The sequence below is a fragment of the Bradyrhizobium huanghuaihaiense genome (genome assembly GCF_007830635.1).
Taxonomy (GTDB): Bacteria; Pseudomonadota; Alphaproteobacteria; order Rhizobiales; family Xanthobacteraceae; genus Bradyrhizobium; species Bradyrhizobium huanghuaihaiense.
The window spans coordinates 20,369-37,635 of the sequence record NZ_VLLA01000006.1 but is presented as its reverse complement, the minus strand read 5'-3'; the positions used below and the strand labels follow the sequence as shown (position 1 = coordinate 37,635).

The 17,267-nt window shown below is 58.3% G+C and carries 15 protein-coding genes; 6 read left to right on the top strand and 9 right to left on the bottom strand.

What is annotated here, in order from left to right:
• Positions 1 to 7 precede the first annotated feature (7 nt).
• Positions 8 to 994: a nitrilase-related carbon-nitrogen hydrolase gene (locus IQ16_RS14685; RefSeq protein ID WP_145831557.1), complete on the bottom strand. Its 987-nt coding sequence runs from the start codon at positions 992 to 994 to the stop codon at positions 8 to 10.
• A 403-nt stretch (positions 995 to 1,397) separates the two neighbouring features.
• On the opposite strand from IQ16_RS14685, the gene IQ16_RS14680 reads away from it, so the two are divergent.
• Together IQ16_RS14680 and IQ16_RS14675 are read left to right on the top strand one after the other, a co-directional pair.
• The gene (locus IQ16_RS14680) at positions 1,398 to 2,801 is read left to right on the top strand and encodes an aldehyde dehydrogenase family protein (protein ID WP_145831556.1); all 1,404 of its coding nucleotides are present in this window, start codon (positions 1,398 to 1,400) and stop codon (positions 2,799 to 2,801) included.
• Between the two features lie 209 nt (positions 2,802 to 3,010).
• Positions 3,011 to 3,745: an NAD-dependent epimerase/dehydratase family protein gene (locus IQ16_RS14675; RefSeq protein WP_347340202.1), complete on the top strand. Its 735-nt coding sequence runs from the start codon at positions 3,011 to 3,013 to the stop codon at positions 3,743 to 3,745.
• A 286-nt stretch (positions 3,746 to 4,031) separates the two neighbouring features.
• Here IQ16_RS14675 and IQ16_RS14670 read toward each other — a convergent pair whose 3' ends face one another.
• From IQ16_RS14670 to pdxR, 4 genes are all read right to left on the bottom strand, one after another.
• Entirely contained in the window at positions 4,032 to 5,030 is a 999-nt protein-coding gene (locus IQ16_RS14670; protein ID WP_158646934.1) for an adenylate/guanylate cyclase domain-containing protein, read from the bottom strand.
• 309 nt (positions 5,031 to 5,339) lie between these two features.
• Entirely contained in the window at positions 5,340 to 5,660 is a 321-nt protein-coding gene (locus IQ16_RS14665) for a DMT family transporter (protein WP_145831554.1), read from the bottom strand.
• Positions 5,661 to 5,783: 123 nt separating this feature from the next.
• Positions 5,784 to 6,248: a carboxymuconolactone decarboxylase family protein gene (locus IQ16_RS14660; protein WP_145831553.1), complete on the bottom strand. Its 465-nt coding sequence runs from the start codon at positions 6,246 to 6,248 to the stop codon at positions 5,784 to 5,786.
• A gap of 110 nt (positions 6,249 to 6,358) precedes the next feature.
• On the bottom strand, positions 6,359 to 7,783 hold the full coding sequence (gene pdxR, locus IQ16_RS14655; protein ID WP_145831552.1) for a MocR-like pyridoxine biosynthesis transcription factor PdxR: 1,425 nt from the start codon (positions 7,781 to 7,783) through the stop codon (positions 6,359 to 6,361).
• A gap of 162 nt (positions 7,784 to 7,945) precedes the next feature.
• Between pdxR and IQ16_RS14650 the strand changes: the two genes are divergently transcribed.
• Together IQ16_RS14650 and IQ16_RS14645 are read left to right on the top strand one after the other, a co-directional pair.
• Positions 7,946 to 8,599, top strand: a complete 654-nt coding sequence (locus IQ16_RS14650) for an FMN-dependent NADH-azoreductase (protein ID WP_208751640.1) — start codon at positions 7,946 to 7,948, stop codon at positions 8,597 to 8,599.
• Positions 8,600 to 8,769: 170 nt separating this feature from the next.
• Positions 8,770 to 9,669: a hypothetical protein gene (locus IQ16_RS14645; protein ID WP_244635704.1), complete on the top strand. Its 900-nt coding sequence runs from the start codon at positions 8,770 to 8,772 to the stop codon at positions 9,667 to 9,669.
• Positions 9,670 to 9,891: 222 nt separating this feature from the next.
• Here IQ16_RS14645 and IQ16_RS14640 read toward each other — a convergent pair whose 3' ends face one another.
• From IQ16_RS14640 to IQ16_RS14630, 3 genes are read right to left on the bottom strand one after another with little or no spacing between them, the layout of a single operon-like run.
• On the bottom strand, positions 9,892 to 10,611 hold the full coding sequence (locus IQ16_RS14640; protein ID WP_145831551.1) for an SOS response-associated peptidase: 720 nt from the start codon (positions 10,609 to 10,611) through the stop codon (positions 9,892 to 9,894).
• 2 nt (positions 10,612 to 10,613) lie between these two features.
• Positions 10,614 to 11,066: a hypothetical protein gene (locus IQ16_RS14635; RefSeq protein WP_145831550.1), complete on the bottom strand. Its 453-nt coding sequence runs from the start codon at positions 11,064 to 11,066 to the stop codon at positions 10,614 to 10,616.
• Positions 11,067 to 11,082: 16 nt separating this feature from the next.
• Positions 11,083 to 11,457, bottom strand: a complete 375-nt coding sequence (locus tag IQ16_RS14630) for a hypothetical protein (protein WP_244635701.1) — start codon at positions 11,455 to 11,457, stop codon at positions 11,083 to 11,085.
• Between the two features lie 167 nt (positions 11,458 to 11,624).
• On the opposite strand from IQ16_RS14630, the gene ku reads away from it, so the two are divergent.
• The gene (gene ku / locus IQ16_RS14625) at positions 11,625 to 12,560 is read left to right on the top strand and encodes a non-homologous end joining protein Ku (RefSeq protein ID WP_145831548.1); all 936 of its coding nucleotides are present in this window, start codon (positions 11,625 to 11,627) and stop codon (positions 12,558 to 12,560) included.
• 68 nt (positions 12,561 to 12,628) lie between these two features.
• On the opposite strand, the gene IQ16_RS14620 is transcribed toward ku, so the two are convergent.
• A complete protein-coding gene (locus IQ16_RS14620) occupies positions 12,629 to 15,697 on the bottom strand; it encodes a DEAD/DEAH box helicase (protein ID WP_167526328.1) in 3,069 nt (1,022 codons plus the stop codon).
• Between the two features lie 372 nt (positions 15,698 to 16,069).
• Here IQ16_RS14620 and IQ16_RS14615 point away from each other — a divergent pair, with 372 nt between their 5' ends.
• The gene (locus tag IQ16_RS14615) at positions 16,070 to 17,266 is read left to right on the top strand and encodes an ImmA/IrrE family metallo-endopeptidase (protein ID WP_145831546.1); all 1,197 of its coding nucleotides are present in this window, start codon (positions 16,070 to 16,072) and stop codon (positions 17,264 to 17,266) included.
• Position 17,267 lies beyond the last annotated feature (1 nt).

The following is a 17,267-nucleotide window of genomic DNA, read 5'->3' as shown; positions in this document are numbered from 1 at the left end:
ACGCTCGTCATCCCGTGACGGGAAGCGGATCATTGGCGGTCTCAAGCACAACTGACGACATCTGCGCGTGGACCTCGTGGACGTGCGAAGCCGGTGCGCGATTGATCAGAAGACTGAGCAATTCCGGGCGACTATAGTGACCACGCGAATCCATCAGGCGCTTGCGCTTGTCGATCAATGAAAAGTCGAGATCCGCAATCACCGTCCCCTCATCGGAGCGCAACGGCTGTCCCAGGAGTTGTCCCTGTGGCGTGACGATTGCCGTGAAGCAGCCACCGGAAATCGGTGCAATCGGACAACCGGTGTCTTGCATGATCCGGGCTTGCTGGTCCGCATCGAGCCAGGCACACGCATTGACGACGAAGCAAGCAGACTCCAGTGCGTGCTGCCTGATGTTAATTTCGGTCTGCTCGGCGAAGAGGTCGCCGCCGAATGAGCCTGGGTACATTGCCGCATGAATCTGCTCGCCGTCCGCCATCAGCGCGTATCGCGCCAATGGATTGTAGTGCTCCCAGCATGCCAGCTGCCCCACGCGCCCCACCGCGCTGTCGACGGCCTTGAGCCCCGAACCGTCGCCCTGCCCCCAGATCATACGTTCGTGATGGGTCGGCAGTATTTTGCGCCGGTGCTGGATAAGGGTGCCATCCGCATCGAAGAGCAGTTGAGTGTTGTAGAGCGTTCCACCATCTCGTTCGTTGATGCCGATGGACACAACGACATTGGCTTGCCGGCAAGCCTCGCCGATCGCTGCCGTCGTGGGTGACGGCACGGTCACAGACTGCTCGAACAGGACGAGGTTCTGACCGATCGCTTCAAATGGACGCTGCACGAACGAGAAATAGGGATAGTAGGGCAGAATGGTTTCAGGGAAGGTCGCGAACTGCACACCCTGTCGACCGAGTTCGACGATCTTCTGGACAATCTTCTCCGCCGTGCCTTCACGACTGTAGAGAACCGGACTGATCTGCACGGCTGCTGCTTTGATGATGGTCATGGTTGTATCCTATAAGTGACCGACGTTCATGTGTAGCTAGGCGGGCCCGAGGCCTGGCTCAATTGCACCATGGTGTCGTCGGAAATTTTGCGGGCACCTCGCGCGCGAGCGCCGACGCAACGATGCGGCGGCGTGCGCCAAGACGGCCCAGTGAAGCCAGGCAGAGCCAACAGTTGCGATGAATCGATCCCAAGGTATCGGCGACACCTTGGTCTGATTGAGGCGGAGCATGTGTGTGACCAATTCTTGCTCATGAGTTGTCGCCATTCGATAAACATCTAGCGGGATCGGCCGACGAACGTGTCGTCCGGATGATTGCGCCGGGGCGCGATGCGATGAAGCGCTTCTCTACGTGCCGCGGTTCGGACAGCGGTCGACAGTGCGATTGGACCAGGAGAGAACAATGAACGAATTCAAACTACTGATCGATGGTCAGTTGGTAGCTGGTGCAGCAACGCTCGACGTCATCAACCCAGCAAACGAAGAACTGCTTGCGGTTGCTCCACGGGCTGATATCGCGCAGCTCGACCAAGCGATTGCAGCTGCGAAAGCGGCGTTCCCTGTGTGGTCAGCCAAGCCGGTTCGGGAGCGCGGCGCTCTCCTTGGGAGGTTGGCCGACGCCCTTGAAGCGCGAAACGACGAGTTCGCACGATTGCTGACGCTGGAGCAGGGCAAGCCACTCTCCGAAGCGGTATGGGAGATCACTTTCTCCACAGACATCATTCGCTATCACGCCGAGCTCGATCTGCCGTATGAAGTATTGAACGACAATGCGACGCGAAAGGTCGTGCGTCAGCGCATGCCGCTTGGCGTGGTCGCTGCGATCGTGCCATGGAACTTCCCGGTTGTTCTGCTGGTCCTCAAGCTGGCGCCGGCGTTGCTCGCCGGCAACACGGTGGTCGCGAAGCCGGCTCCGACCACGCCACTCACGACGCTTCTGTTCGGTGAAATCTGTAAGCAGATTCTGCCGCCGGGTACCATCAACATCATCGTGGACAACAATGATCTGGGTGGGGCGTTATCGAGCCATCCCGATGTGACGAAAGTTGCCTTCACTGGCTCGACCACCACCGGGAAGAAGGTGATGAGCGGAGCAACAAGCACCCTGAAGCGGTTGACCCTGGAACTGGGGGGCAACGACGCCGCGATCGTGCTTGATGACGTCGACCCGGTCGAAGTAGCGCCAAAATTGTTTGTCGCGGCAATGATGAACGCCGGGCAGCTCTGCCTCGGAGCTAAGCGCATCTACGTCCATGAGTCGCAGTATGATCGGATCTGCGAGGAACTCGGTCGTCTCGCGCGGGAATCGGTGGTCGATGACGGATTGAAGCAGGGGACGCAGATGGGCCCGCTGCAGAACAAAGCGCAGTTTGAGAAGGTAAAGGGCTTCCTCGAAGACGCCAAACGGAACGGTAAGATCGTTGCGGGCGGCGAAGTACTCGGACGCAAGGGCTATTTCGTTCAACCGACCATCGTCCGGGACATCGCCGACGATGCGCGACTGGTCACTGAAGAGCAGTTCGGCCCGGTCGTCCCGGTGCTGCGCTACTCTGACGTTGATGACGCGATCGCCCGTGCCAATAACTCGGAGTATGGGCTCGCCGGAACGGTCTGGGGCAAGGATCTCGATCGGGCGTTCTGCGTAGCAGCTAAAATCGAAACCGGGACTGTCTGGATCAACAAGTTTCTCGACGTGTCGCCCGATATTCCCTTTGGTGGCGCCAAGCAATCAGGCGTCGGCGAAGAATTGGGACGAGAAGGCCTCGAGGCGTACACTCAAGCCAAGATCATCAATATGGCGAAGTAGCGCTCGGGCATCCGCCCGACATGCGAAGAGTTGTGCGCGTCTCAAATGAGGAATGTCCGGCATCGCGGGAACGCCTGGTCCGGCCCATGGCGGAAATTCACCTGGGATCATAGGAATGGAGCGATTGCGTTCTCATCGCTGGATGCATCGGAAAGAAAGCGCACAGCGGGGTAGTCGCTGTTAAGGCGCATTCTGGCTCAGGAGTAAGAATGATGGGTTATAGGATATTCCTCGCGGGTGCGTCAGGAGCCATCGGTAGACGCCTGACGCCGCTCCTGCGCAGCGCGGGTCATTACGTCTGCGGTAGCACCAGGTCAGAAGCGAATGTCAACACACTGCGGTCGCTCGGGGCGGATCCGATCGTGGTCGACGTCTTCGACGCATCAGCTCTATCACGCGTCGTTGCATCGGCACGCCCGGATGTCGTGATCCATCAGCTCACCGACCTCCCGAAAGACCTCAATCCACGTGAGATGGGAGCAGCGATCGTTCGTACCGCCCGCATTCGTAGTGAAGGTACGCGCAATCTCGTCAGGGCGGCAATCGCGGTGGGCGCCCGCCGGATGGTGGCACAAAGCATCGCGTGGGCCTATGCGCCTGGGGCGGAGCCGCACGCGGAGACGGACCCTCTCGACACGGGTGCCGAGGGGGAAGGCGGTGTCAACGTGCAGGGCCTGATCGCGCTCGAATATCTAACTTTGAAATCGCCGCCGCTAGAGGGCATCGTCCTCCGCTACGGTCAGCTTTATGGCCCCGGAACCATTTCGGACCAGCCGTCAAATTCTGCACCTGTTCATGTCGATGCGGCTGCCTATGCCGCTCTGCTGGCCATGGACCATGGTAGGCCGGGCATCTATAACATCGCACAGTGCAATAGAAGCGTTGCGGTCGGAAAGGCACGCGCGGAGCTGGGTTGGACTTCCGATTTCCGTCTTCCCGCCTAAACATCTCGCATAGTGGTTCAGCGCGACAGGAACATTCGCGCGACTCTCATGAGCGGACATTCGCGGGCCAATAAAGCAAGTCCGTTATGGGACCGACTTTGTTGCAAAAGTCGGCTGCTAACGATGTAAGATGGCTAAGCGCACAGCAGATGCATTGCATCAGTAGGCAGCTTCTAAAAATCGAATTCAGACATCGACGGTGATGGAAGGTTCGCTACCCTGCTGGGCGGACCGCTCCGTTCCCATAGCCGCGTCATCCAACACTTACATACTTCGCCTTGAGCCCTCAGTGTAGTGTTAGGCTGTAGAGATAGAGAGGCTCTTGGCAGCCTCTGAGCAGATGCCGTCCTTCACTTGTGAAGGACTTTGCGACGTCGACGCTGCCTTCAGCAATAAGCGATTGAATGAAATCTCCGGTAACGAGTACTGTCGCGTTGAGTGTCCGGCAGTAGGCTTCCACACGACTCGCAACGTTCACGATATCGCCAACCACTGTAAACTCAAGCCGCTTATCGGTGCCGATGTCACCCTGCACAACCTCCCCCCAGTGAATGCCGACAGCAATGCGAATGGGTTTGCCTGGATTATTGGCATGTCGGTCATTCCAGTGCGCGATGCGATCACGGATTCGTATTGCGCAAAGCGCCGCGTTGGTTGCGTCCCGGTTGCTGGGAAGAGGTGGGCCGAACACGGCCATGAGGCCGTCCCCAAGGAATTTATCTATCGAACCACCGTGCGCAAATACGGCCTCGCTGAGAATTGCCTGCAACTCGCGTAAGAATCCGATGACCTCGTCAGGCGTCTTTCCAGATGTAAGGGCGGTGAATTCGACGACATCGGCGAACAGGACCGCTGCCTTCTCGCGACGAGCTGCAGAAAGGGGGACATCGATCTGAACAAGCCGCTTCACGATTTCTGGCGAGAAGAAACGCGCAAGGTTCCTACGCTCTCGTTCAACCTCAGCAAGACTCTCATTTGCCGACCGATTTTTGAGCACCAGGGCGGTCGTTGTTGTGATGGTCACGAAGCTGACCATTGACCTCAATGGGGCTGCGCCGACAAAGATAATTCCGTGGGTTAGAAGATAGCTGAGCGCGGTTAGCGCCACGCACGAAATTCCACTGAGAATGATGCCCGTGCACTCAAGATCGCGCGCGCCAATCAGAATGGCGGCAACGTATAGGGAGGCAACAGCAAAGTGAATAGTTGAGAGTGTATCGACAAGGAAGATGAGTATTGCCAGGACAATTGCGAAGAAGGGGTGTGCGCGCGCAGAGTGAAACATATTTGCCGCTTTGACGCCTGCTACCGCGGGATTATGAGAAGTATTGTTCCGCAAATGATTGCGAGATGATCGCCAGTGAACCGTTGGGAGCATCGAACAAGCCACAGCGACCGTCGCAGTCAGACGCCTGCCTCAACCTCGATCGTCAATGATACGTATTCGTGACCCGCACCCAAGGGCCATGAAATTGCTTTCTGACTAGTCCAAAACTCTGTCCTTGGCTGCTCGGTTCTGTGAGAAGCCAGACCGCTTCGAGCCACTCGGGCACATCCGGACGTCCATAGTCAGCGAGATCGTGCTTTTTATGCCTCAGTTCGCTGAGACAAGTTTTAACCCAATCACGCCTCCCACAATGAAGACGATGCAGAGCACCCGCGCAGGCGAGGCTGAATCGCCCAGCAATGCCATTCCCAGAATCGCGGTCCCCACTGCCCCAATGCCCGTCCAAACTGCGTAACCGGTTCCTACCGGTAGCGTGCGGAGTGAGATAGAGAGCAAGAAAATGCTGGAAAGGCCGGTAATAGCCGTAAACAGTCCGGGCATCAGACGTGTGAAACCTGCAGACCACTTCATGCCAAAGGCGAAGGCGATTTCGAGAACGCCAGCCATGCTGAGAAATAACCATGCCATGGATACGATCCTTACATTAATACTTGGCAGTGACGCTGAAGGGGTTTCGCGGAGCAGCGAGGCCAACGACGCGAGCGCTCGGGACTGATGTGTCTTGCGCGAAGCGCTCGCCAATGGATCGGCTCAAGCCGCGCGAGCAGGCGCAGCAGCGGCGGGAGGCGTACGGAACGAAATTCCCAACCGATTGAAGGCTCCCATCAGGCCGATCGCATAGGTGAGATCGGCAAGTTCCTTATCGCCGAACGCGGCAGACGCAGCCTCATAATCGACATCGGGGACGCCGGTTTCGGCGACGCGAGTGACCGTTTCCGCCCATGCCAGCGCGGCGCATTCGCGCGGACTGAAAACGGCGCCCGCGTTGCGCCACACCGGCACGAGGACGAGCTTGTCGATCTCGATGCCCGACTTGAGCAGATCGCGGGAGTGCATATCGATGCAGTAGGCGCAGCCGTTTATCTGCGACACTCGTAAATACACCAGATTGATGAGGTCTTTTGAGAGGCTGGAGTTTTGAACATGGACGTAGACGCCTCCGAAAGCCTTGTAGCCAACGGGTGAAATCTTGGCGTAGTCGATACGGTTAGTCATGATGAATCCTCGTTGCTGATTGAGGATTCGATCGTGCGATATCTTGGCCTATTCCAAAAGGTCCAAGAATGGCGTCACTTACTAGTCCATGATTTCTGCTAAAGCCGCGGTCACATCAGCTTCAGGATTTGCCGTCCGAAAGTCTCGGCGGCGCGCTGCGAACTGATATTGGTGAAACTGACCAGCAAGGCCGAGGCACCGCCACCACCTCCCGCCATCCAATCCGACAACGCTTCGGCGTATAGGCCCTCTTCGCGCATGCGTGCGGCAAGCCGGCGGTCCGATCGTCGGCCTTGCAGTCGCAGGATCAAGTGCATTCCTCCCGGCTGTAGATCGATCCGCAGCCGTTTCCCAAGCGGGCCTTCCAGCCCCGCGACCGTCGCTTGCCTGCGCTCGGCATAGAGCTTTCGCATCCGCTGGATATGGCGTGCGAAGTGCCCTTCCGCGATGAAGGCCGTGACAATGGCTTGCGTCAGTCGGGGACAGCCGCCCGCCAACGCCTCGGTGATTTGCTCGACCCGCTCGACCTCGCTTTCCGGCACGACAAGATAGGCAAGCCGAAGGCTCGGAACCAGCACCTTGCTAAAGGTGCCCGAATAGAACACGCGGCCATCGCGATCCAGACTCTTCAACGCCGGCAGCGGACGGCTGACATAGCGGTACTCGCCGTCGTAATCATCCTCAATGATCCAAGCATCGTTTCGCGCAGCCCAGTCCAGCAGCGCGAGGCGACGGGACAGAGACAGCGACATCGATAGCGGAGACTGATGCGCGGGCGTTACCACCGCTGCGCGCGCCCGCGGCGCCAGTCTAAAGCCTTCCGAGACGACCATGCCCTCCCGATCGACCGGCACCGCGACGGCTTCAATCTTCATATGGTCAAGTATGTCTCGCGTCGGTGGGTATCCCGGGTTTTCAAGCCAGACGCGATCTCCCGCATTCAGCAATGAATGCGCGATCAGCTCAATGGTGTGACGATATCCCGAGGTCACGAATATCTGCGACGGCGAGCAACTGATCCCGCGCGATACCCCGAGATAGGCGGCAATTTGGGCGCGCAGCGCCGGCAGGCCGCACACGGGGGGATGAACCATGTCGGACGGTTGCATGGCGCGTACACAGCGCGCGCCAAGCCGCGCCCAGATCTTGCGCGGAAATGCGTCAAGCGCGGGCAGGCCCATTTGGAACGGCAAAATCGAATCCGGACGAAAGCTGGTCGTCGTGGTGCTGCTGCGGGCTTGCGGTGTTGGAATGGCGACTGGTGTTCGCGGTGTGAGACCCGGCGCAACGATGGTGCCGGCCTGGCCGCGGGCCTCGATGTATCCCTCCGCGGCCAGCAATGAATAGGCGGCGTCAATTGTGCCGCGTGCCAAACCCAATTCCTTGGTCAGCGCGCGTGCCGAGGGAATGCGATCGCCCGGATGCAGCAATCCGCTGGCGATGGCGCTGCGAAACCGATCGTAGATCTGCCGATAAAAAGGCTCAGGCGCCGCCGGATCCAGCGGCGAGATTTTGCCGGCTTTTACGGTCGTCATGAGGCTAGCCAACTCCGCGCACGGATTAAAAGCATTATAGCATGGCCCAGTCGCAATCTCAATTCATGGACCTTTGGTGCGGACCATCGGACTCGTAAAACGTTTCGTACGACGATCGGCCTCCAGGCGTCAGCGACGCAGCCGAATCCTTGACCCGAGGCGATGATGAAAATCTTGCATATCACTTGTAGCCCACGCGGACAGATTTCGGAGAGTTACAGGCTCTCTCAGCAGATTATCGGCCATTTGCGGAAGCGCGATCCGGCGGCCCGGTTGGTCAGCCGAGTGATCGGCGGCGGTGCCATCCCGCATATCGATGAAAGTTACGCAAGCGCCCTTGGTGCCGCACAGCAGTCGCCCGCAGAGACGTCGCGGGAAGGCTCGATGTCGCTGTCCGAACAACTCATTCGGGAACTGGAGGATTCGGACATCGTGGTCATTGCAACACCTATGCACAACTTCACTGTTCCCTCCACGTTGAAGGCATGGATCGACCATGTGGTTCGAGTGCGCCGGACCTTCACCGTGACCACGTCCGGCAAGGTAGCGGGTCTGCGCGATCGTCCGGTCTTCGTCGCCGTGTCCTCGGGCAGCAGGTATTCCGACGAGCATCCGCGACAATCCGACTTTCTGACGCCGTATCTGAAGGCCGTTCTAGGCACCATCGGATTGCGTGACGTGACTTTCTTCTCTGTTGAAGGGGTCGCTCCTGGTTCAGACGAAGCAGTCAGGGCAAGAGCAAGGACGGATCGCGCGCTACAGGATCACTTCTCTTCCGGTTCTCCTCTGTCACTCCGCACGGAAGTTTGCGTGTGATGTGCAAGCGTCTTCAGGAACGAGTGAAAGCCCGACCCATGACGGCCGAACATGTCGAAGATAACAGGGCAGTCGCGACATAGAGGATGTCGCCGATTGTCGGTTTCCTTCACCTCTTGCGACCTCGGCGGCGTGCGGTCCTCAACGTTTGCCGAGACAACGGTTGGAACATGTTTCTCGAAGCTACTTTCCTGCTGACACTCGGCCTGCGGATGGCCATCACGGCGGCGTTCGTGGTGACGGCTTCCATCATAACCGAGCGATCGCGCCCGGTGATCGGCGCGTTGATCACGACTTTGCCGATCTCGTCGGGACCATCCTACGTATTTCTGGCGCTTGATCATGATGCGTCGTTTGTGGCGGCTGGGGCGCTCGCGAGCCTACCGATCAACGTTGCGACGATATTCTTGGGGTTGACTTATGTCGTGTTTGCGCAACGCCGGGGAGCGGCCGTGAGCTGCCTCGCCGCGGTCGCGGTGTGGATCGCATTGGCAGCGATCATTGGCGCTGTACAATGGACTGTGACCGGTGGTTTGATTGCAAATACCATTGCCTTTTCGATCGCCGTCCCTCTGCTCGCACGCTACCGCCATGTCGACATGCCGGAGGTAACGCGAGGTTGGTACGACATCCCCTTGCGCGCTTCGTTCGTAGCCGCGCTGGTCGCGGTCGTCATCACGGCATCGTTCGCGGCCGGGCCCAAAATCAGCGGTATCATTGCGCCGTTTCCGATCGTATTCACAAGCATGATGTTGATCCTGCATCCACGTGCCGGCGGCCCTCCGACCGCCGCTGTGTTTGCGAACAGTGCTGGTGGACTGATGGGATTGGGCTTGGCCCTTGCAGCACTGAACGCCTTAGCACCGCAAGTTGGTTCCGCGATCGGCATCAGCTTCGCGCTTTCGATCTGTGTCAGCTGGAATTTAGTGCTGTGGTGGTTCGGCCGACGAATGGTCGCGCCTTTCCATCTGGCCTTCGACCGTCAGAGCACCGGAAATAAGTCCGATGCTCATGTCGCCTGTTGCCCCTTCGCGGACCACCCAGACCGGAAAATCCATTGCCGAGATTGAAGCCTTAGCGGACATGGAATTTGCTTGCGACGGAAATCACAGCGCTGGAAGCGGGCGCGAACCGCCTTCACGAACGAAAAGTGGACGTATCCTGGTGCGGCGGCCGCGGTGCAGGCAACAAGAACGACGTAAGCGACTGATCACGTTGGTGGGCCCAGCAGGACTCGAGCCTGCAACAGACCGTCATGAGCGGTCGGCTCCAGGGGCAGGCGTCAGCGTGTTTCAAGTAGCGGCCAGGTCCTCTTTCACGCCACGTGCCACGATCCGCAACGCGCCGTCTGCAAGCGGACGCTGAAGTTCTTTGGCTTCATCCCACGGCGCGGTCATCCAAGCCTCGACTTCCTCAGGTTGTGTCAGGATCACGGGCATCGCCTTCGGATGGATGGCACCGACCTCGGCGTTGGCCTCCGTCGTCAGGAACGCATAGAGGTCGTTGGTGGTCTCGCCTTCCTTGACCTTCCTGACCGACGTCCAGTTGGCCCAGATGCCCGCAAAGCAGGCAAGGGGCCGGCTCTCGTCGAGAGCAAACCAGATGTCGCCGCCCTCGGCCTTGTTGAACTCACTGAATGAGTTGAAGGGGACCACGCACCGGTTCTCGACGCCCAGCCAACGGGCCCAATGTTTCGATTTCACGTTTCGGATATTGGTGGTGCCGCCGTCGGGCTCCATCCGGAGCAATTCCTTGAAATCGACAGGCTTGCCCTTTGCCTCCAGCTTCTCGGCCCGCTTCTGCGTCGCGTCCAAGAGCGCTTTTGACGACGAGGGCATGCCCCAGCGTGCTGTCGTAAGCTCGCGGCCATCAGCGCCGGTGCGGACGATCGGCGCTTCGTAGTCGGGAAACACGCCGGGCATCGGCGCGAGGTTGCCGACGTACCGGTTGACCACGCGGAACAGCGCGCTGATGGCGGCCTGGTTCGTGGTGATCGAGTAGAGGTTGCACATCGTCAGGTCTCGGGAGAAGCGGGGCGGGGATGGTGATGCGCGAGCTGTAGCAACGTCGCGGCAGGACGGCGTCCCGCCTTAGCACATTTGTTGCAACGGAGCCTTCCAGACAGGTCATGGACAAAGGTGGTGGAGGCGTGCGGCAGTACAGTCAGATCCACATCGCGTCGCGTCTTGCAGCGCGAGCACTGGATTTCCAGCCACGGGTAGCCGCCGTTGATCGCCTGGTCGATGGTCGGCGACGGATCGATCGGCTCGCCGTTCGCCCACATGCGCTCGTTCCAGCTCTCGCACAGGAGGCAGTCGGCCTGTTTGATCAGAGCTTCACCCTCGGCGCGAGCCGCAGCGGACTTTGCGGCCAGAATGGTAGTCATCGCGCGTGCCTTGCGGAGCTCCTTGCTGAGGGCTTTGCGGTCGCCACCGGATAGCGGCGTTGGATGATGCTTCGGAGCCATGCGAGTGAGTGTTTGGTCAAACGGGCCCGAAGGCCGGCCAACAGCCGTCTTCCTGATGGCGGCCCGTCCGGTTCTGACATGTGTTGTCGAGCAATCGCTGCGCGACCTCCTTCCATCCGGCCTGCTGCCCGTAGAGCCGGACGGCGTCCGCCTTCTGGATCTCAACAATGCGGTCGCACCGGCGGCAGGAAACCCGCAGGACGTGCTGCGAGAGCTCGGACAGGCGAAGTCCTGCGGCCCGTCCCAGCGACTTGGCGTCAGCCGGGGTATCGTCGAGGACCGAGCGCCAATATTCCTCCGGCATCTCGTCCTGAGGGCCAAACGGACTTTCCTTCGCAGGCTGATTACCCATTGACTTGGCTAGCTTTTCCATCTGCTTCGGGCTGGGCATTCGCCAACTCGCTGGTCGATCGCTCATGGCGAAATTAGAACATAAAGCGAACAAATGTCGAGTCCACCCGAAGCGGGTAGGCCCGAATTTTTTGACACCGACCTTGTCGGAACTGGCCGCTTCCGCTCGTCTTGATTCCAGGCCGCCTCGAACGGAGTTCTGCGTACATGGCCCCCCGCGCCAACTGGAAAGGCTTCCTGCGTCTATCCCTCGTGACCTGTCCCGTGGCGCTCTACCCGGCGACATCAGAATCCGAGAAGATCTCCTTCAATCAGCTCAATCGTCAGACGGGGCATCGCATCAAGTATCTCAAGGTTGATGCGGATACCGGCGACGAGGTGCCCAACGAAGATATCGTGAAAGGTTATGAGCTCGAAAAAGGACAGTTCATTGAGGTGACCAAGGAAGAGCTCGAGGAGCTCGCGCTGGAATCCACCCGCACGATCGAGATCGACGAGTTTGTCGACAAGACCGACATTGATCCGCGCTATTTGATCCGCCCATACTATTTACGTCCCGACGGCAAGGTCGGCCACGACGCCTTCGCGGTGATCCGCGAGACGATCGGTGAGATGAACAAGGTCGCCATCGGCCGTGTCGTATTGACCAGTCGCGAGCACATCATTGCTCTCGAGCCGATGGACAAGGGGTTGGTCGGAACGTTGCTGCGCTACCCCTACGAGGTTCGCAGCGAGCAGGAGTACTTCGACGAGATCCAGGACGTCAAAGTCACCAAGGACATGCTCGACCTTGCCAAGCACATTGTGAACCAGAAGGCAGGCACATTTGATCCCAAGAAGTTCGAGGACCACTACGAAAGCGCACTGGTCGAACTGATCAATGAGAAACGAGCAGGCAAGGTCATCCGCCCGAAGGAACGGCCAAAGGGTGAGAACGTCGTTGATCTGATGGAGGCACTTCGACAGAGCGTCGGAAGAGAGAAGTCAACAGAGCCTACAAACGCGCCGAAGAAATCTGCCAAGAAGCCGCGCAAGGCCGCAAGCGGTCAGAAGGAGATGTTGATGCCAATTTCCGGCAAGAAGCGAGCGAAGGAGACTGCTGCTAAAAAGCAGCCTGCCCGGTCGCAACGTCGGTCTGCGTAGCGGCGTAGCAGGCTCCGTTGATCTGCCGCCATTTTTGCCGCTGCATCCACTAAAGGCGCGCGAAGGATTCACTTCGCGCAAAAGATTTTCAAACCCACCCCGACGGACTGGCAGGCAGAATAGGCCGAAACCACGAGATGATAGAATTGCAGCACATTCGCCCGCGGCTTCGGTCGGCGAAATTCGCGTTCAAGCGCCGACTTTGACAACATACCACCAGCGCACACAAGCCACAGCGTGCGCTCGGTGCCAGGCGTCCTGGTGGTGCGGGCTAGTAGCTTACGAAATGCAATCGAACCAGGCCCGGCTCGCTTTCGCGGAACAAAATCCGTCTTGCCTTCTTCAGTCATCTTCCATTTCTGATCAAACTTGGTTGGTGACCCAGGCAGTTCCTGCCCATCGCTTTTGAGGTACGCGAGGTTCTTCAGAGCTTGGCCAGAAACGTCATAGAAGGCAGAGGTTGATACGCCCGGATTGCCAGACTTGGGTGTTTTCTTGTGTTTTGCCACCACGAAGGCGACGCGTGGATGAGATGGATCCGCGTCTACACCGATGAAGTCTCCGGCCTCAGTAGCGAGGTCATCGCAAACCAATGCGGGGAAGGGGACGCCTAACACGGGGCTACCGCGTCCTTTGACCAATGCGTCGTCAATGAACCGGAATAGTGATCCGGTGCGCCAAGTTGTCAGGGTGTCACCTTTAGGCGTGCCCTTTTCCGATGTAATGCCAGCAAGCCCATCAATGGGAGTGATAAGATCGAGAACCATTCTGCCTGCACCCTGCGGGTCGGCAAGACGGAGGTCGAGGGTGTAGAAAGCGCCATCGACGTAAGCATGTCTGCAGTCACTCGTGATAATGCGAAATGCCTGCAATTGATTCAGGCGTTTCGTGAGCGAGATTCTGTCGTCCGTTTTTGTCTTGATTTTGCTTACGGTCGATGACGTCAGCCAATACTTCTTCTTTCTGCTATCCCACCTGATCCAAATGGTGTGCGGCGTGCCATTCAGGGTCAACTCAAAGCGGAACGGCGCCGGAGGTTTTGGTCCCGTATCGCGTGTTACGTCAACGCAGAGTCCTTCTGCATCAAATTTGACGTCCCCTTCAGCGCTTGTGAATTGTTCTTGAATCTCGTTGATATCGATCAGGATGTTGATCGGCGTTGTGTCGGCTGGGACAGAACCCGGAAGCGCGAATCTGCTGAGCATCGGGGCGGCAGCCCTCTTCGACGCTAGGTGCTGATCGATTTCCTCACACCAATCGGAAAATCCTTTAGCAGTCACCCCGTATCCTTCGCCATCGCGAACGCGACTTCGTGAAAACCCAACCGTACGACGAGTTTTATCATCCCATCCAGTCGCGCGAGTGATGACGTTCATGTGCTCGCCCATAAATACTCCAGAACGCGCCAACGAACGTGCGGATAGCGTGCGCGACCTAAGTGCTGTGGGGCCGATATCTGTATTTTTGACCGCCATGAAGGTGATCAAGTCAGCGGAGGTGTCGGGTAACAAGGAATGCAATACCTTGGGGCCGACCCTGGCGCCAATGTGCTCTAGCTCGTCGATCCACAGACCAGCGCTGTCGTAAAAATAGAGCCGCCGTCCGACGGTCGCATAGATCGTGATTTCAAGTGACGCCACCTGGAATAGCGAGTCGGCCAGATAGGGGGTTTGTGTTAGCCCAAGGGATACGTGATAGCGCCCCTTGTCGCCGGCTTCGCCAACCCGATGCTCCAGTCGATCCTCTTCCTCGAGAAGCGCCGATACGTCCGCTCTGAATTCATCTAGATCGAAGCCGGGCTCCGTTTCATAGACCACCGCTGCCTTTGGGAAGCGAAGGTCACCAGACAAGTCCTCTTCCTCAAGATTGATGCGCTTACGGAACTTTCCTTCCACGTAGTCCATCTCGGGCAAGGCTGCGACGAGCCTTTGAAAGACTTCTTCACCTTTGCGCAACGGGGGCTTGCCGCCGTTATCGATGCAGGCCCTGTCGTATTGGAGGAAGCTCTTCCATTGCTCCGAAACCCCGTCATCCTTGCGGGCCAGCACCACAGCGGGCGACGCCTTGTCGCCGATCTTCCCAAGCGGCTGCCGAGTCAGCCGCCCAACCTGCTGCACCAGCATTCTCGTGCTGGTAAAGGGCTCGTAAACTGCCAGAATTGTACATGCTGGATCGTCGATCCCTTCCACCAACATGAACTGGTGGATCAGGAACTTCTCGGTTCGTTGCTTAAGGTTGGGCACGTCGCGTCGCCGTTGGGCGCCTACGGGACCGCTGTCAGCAAAATTGATATGCATCGCGAGTACGCCATCGTCACGGCGGCCGAGAGCTGCGACGAAGGCGTCAAAAAGGTCGCTGACGGTATCCTCGCTCGCTGCTCGTATAATGACCTTACAGTCTTTGTCGAAGGTCCCAGCGGCGATAAGTTTGTCCCGCGCCTCAATTATCTGCTTTGCGAACACTTCAGGATTGTCGCTAAGCACACGCTCCTCGACGATCACGCCACGTATCAGCGCTTGGTTCACGGCGTCAGTGAACGAGAGGAAGTCGATGTGATTTTCGTCGATATCAAACACCTTCAGGTCGCCGCGGAAGGGCGTGGCACTGAACAGTACGGTCGGAACGGCGAAACTTCTGATTACCCTTGCCCACGACGGGGCGGGCTCTCGATGTCCTTCGTCAAAGAGGACTGTACCGATGAATTTATGCAGCTTATCCACCTCGCCAGCGGCGTAGATCTGCTGTACGGCCTGAATAGTCGCAACGACGATAATGCGCTCTCCGGATGCTTGCTTTAGCTGCTCGGATAATGCGTCAATGGAGCCGGGCAGCGCCTGAACGACCTTGTCCGGTCGCCACAAACCAGGTGCGCCGAGCTTCATCCAGAACTCTGACCGAAACTCCTGGCGGAGCTGCGCCACAAGAGCGGCCGACGGGCACACCACCAGCACCGGGGTTTTAGCCGCGCGTCGACTTGCGAGCACCGCCATGACGCCTGTCTTGCCCGTGCCGGTTGGCATATGTACCAGGCAGCCTTTGGTACTGCCGGATGCAAAATATGCTTCGCAGCGGTTCACAGCTTTCAGCTGATGTGGCCACAAGCCTAGTTCGGACGGATTTCTCTTGTCGAATGCCAATCTCACCCCCGGAAGGCGCTCACCGAGGTTGGAGGCTACACGCTGCAGTTGAAGGTTTGGTTTACGCTTGCGCGCGCGTTCGAGACTTCGCGGGGTCGGAAGAGCGCCGAACTGGCGGTGAGCATGGAGTGCCAGGTGTCAGCCGCTGGCACCCGATCCGGCACGCGAGCACGAGCGCATCGAGGCGGGGCTCCACCCCGGAAAGCTGGCTTGAACAGAAAGGCCCTCTGGAGGCCCCCCTGCCGACGAGATATAGTCCCAGCGGTTGAGGGGGAGACCAAATGCGGATGTTGAACTTCCTGAAAGGAACGTAAGCTATCGTTACTTGGCTGCCCTCTCGCCAGTCCGCTGGTCCCGTGCGAATGTCCACAGATGCCTGACGTGAATCCAGATATTTTGGTTTGGGCGCGGGAAAGCGCCGGTCTTGCGCCCGAGGAGGCTGTAAGGAAGCTCGGCATTAGTACGACTAAAAACATGAGCGGCGCTGAAAAGCTCGCCGCCTACGAGAAAGGAGTACTGAGCCCCTCGCGACCGCTGCTCCTGAAGATGTCGCAGCAATATCGGCGTCCTCTCGTTGCGTTTTACATGAAATCCAGACCGGCGGATGGCACGCGCTCAGAGGATTTTCGAAACATCCCGGATCGTGATCCTGACTCGGATATTCTGATCTCCGTTCTTGTGCGGAATGTCAGGGCGAGGCAATCGGCGGTTAGAGAGATTCTCGCCGATGACGAAACGCCGCCGCTCAAGTTTGTCGCATCCAAGTCAGTAAAGGATGGCTCGGCCGCAGTCCTTAAAAGCATCATCGAAGTCACAGGCATCAAGCGAGAAGAGTTCCGCTCGAAGGCCTCCCCAGAGCTCGCTTTTGCTTACCTGAGAACAAAAATCGAAGCTGTTGGCGTTTTCGTTCTGCTGATTGGCAATCTCGGCAGTCATCATACCGCGATTGACGCTGAAGCGTTCAGAGGCTTCGCTCTTGCCGACAAAATCGCGCCGTTCGTGGTCGTGAACGACCAAGATGCAAAAACGGCGTGGTCATTCACGCTTCTTCATGAGCTGGCGCATATCTGGCTGGGCGCAAGCGGCATCAGTGGTAAGGTTTCTGACGCCGAGACCGAGAAGTTTTGTAACACTGTTGCTAACCTTTTCTTCCTTTCGGAAGGCGAACTGGACGAGCTGAAAATTACGAAGAATACGTCGCTTCAAGAAGCGATTTCAGCCATCGCGGAGTTCGCTAGGAGGCGACACGTTAGTGGGTCAATGGTTGCTTATGGTCTTCTGCGAAAGGGGCGCATCACGGAAGAAACTTGGCGCGCCATCACGCATTTTTTTGCTGCGCAATGGCGGAAGAGCCGAGATGACCAAAAGCAGCGAGACCAAGATTCGACAGGACCCAGCTATTACGTTGTGCGGCGTCACCGTCTGGGTCGCGCCCTCATGCATACTGTCTCCAGAGCGCTGAGCGAAGGTACCCTGAGCCACACTCGCGCAAGTCAAATCCTTGGCGTGAAGCCGCGAAGCGTATCGCCACTGCTGAGCGACGAGTCCTTCGGTGGTAGAGCGGCCTAAG

Bases quoted from the DNA above. Each gene is read 5' to 3' on its own strand.
- IQ16_RS14685 (WP_145831557.1), bottom strand. From the start codon at position 994: ATGACCATCATCAAAGCAGCAGCCGTGCAGATCAGTCCGGTTCTCTAC.
- IQ16_RS14680 (WP_145831556.1), top strand. From the start codon at position 1,398: ATGAACGAATTCAAACTACTGATCGATGGTCAGTTGGTAGCTGGTGCA.
- IQ16_RS14675 (WP_347340202.1), top strand. From the start codon at position 3,011: ATGATGGGTTATAGGATATTCCTCGCGGGTGCGTCAGGAGCCATCGGT.
- IQ16_RS14670 (WP_158646934.1), bottom strand. From the start codon at position 5,030: ATGTTTCACTCTGCGCGCGCACACCCCTTCTTCGCAATTGTCCTGGCA.
- IQ16_RS14665 (WP_145831554.1), bottom strand. From the start codon at position 5,660: ATGGCATGGTTATTTCTCAGCATGGCTGGCGTTCTCGAAATCGCCTTC.
- IQ16_RS14660 (WP_145831553.1), bottom strand. From the start codon at position 6,248: ATGACTAACCGTATCGACTACGCCAAGATTTCACCCGTTGGCTACAAG.
- pdxR (WP_145831552.1), bottom strand. From the start codon at position 7,783: ATGACGACCGTAAAAGCCGGCAAAATCTCGCCGCTGGATCCGGCGGCG.
- IQ16_RS14650 (WP_208751640.1), top strand. From the start codon at position 7,946: ATGATGAAAATCTTGCATATCACTTGTAGCCCACGCGGACAGATTTCG.
- IQ16_RS14645 (WP_244635704.1), top strand. From the start codon at position 8,770: ATGTTTCTCGAAGCTACTTTCCTGCTGACACTCGGCCTGCGGATGGCC.
- IQ16_RS14640 (WP_145831551.1), bottom strand. From the start codon at position 10,611: ATGTGCAACCTCTACTCGATCACCACGAACCAGGCCGCCATCAGCGCG.
- IQ16_RS14635 (WP_145831550.1), bottom strand. From the start codon at position 11,066: ATGGCTCCGAAGCATCATCCAACGCCGCTATCCGGTGGCGACCGCAAA.
- IQ16_RS14630 (WP_244635701.1), bottom strand. From the start codon at position 11,457: ATGCCCAGCCCGAAGCAGATGGAAAAGCTAGCCAAGTCAATGGGTAAT.
- ku (WP_145831548.1), top strand. From the start codon at position 11,625: ATGGCCCCCCGCGCCAACTGGAAAGGCTTCCTGCGTCTATCCCTCGTG.
- IQ16_RS14615 (WP_145831546.1), top strand. From the start codon at position 16,070: ATGCCTGACGTGAATCCAGATATTTTGGTTTGGGCGCGGGAAAGCGCC.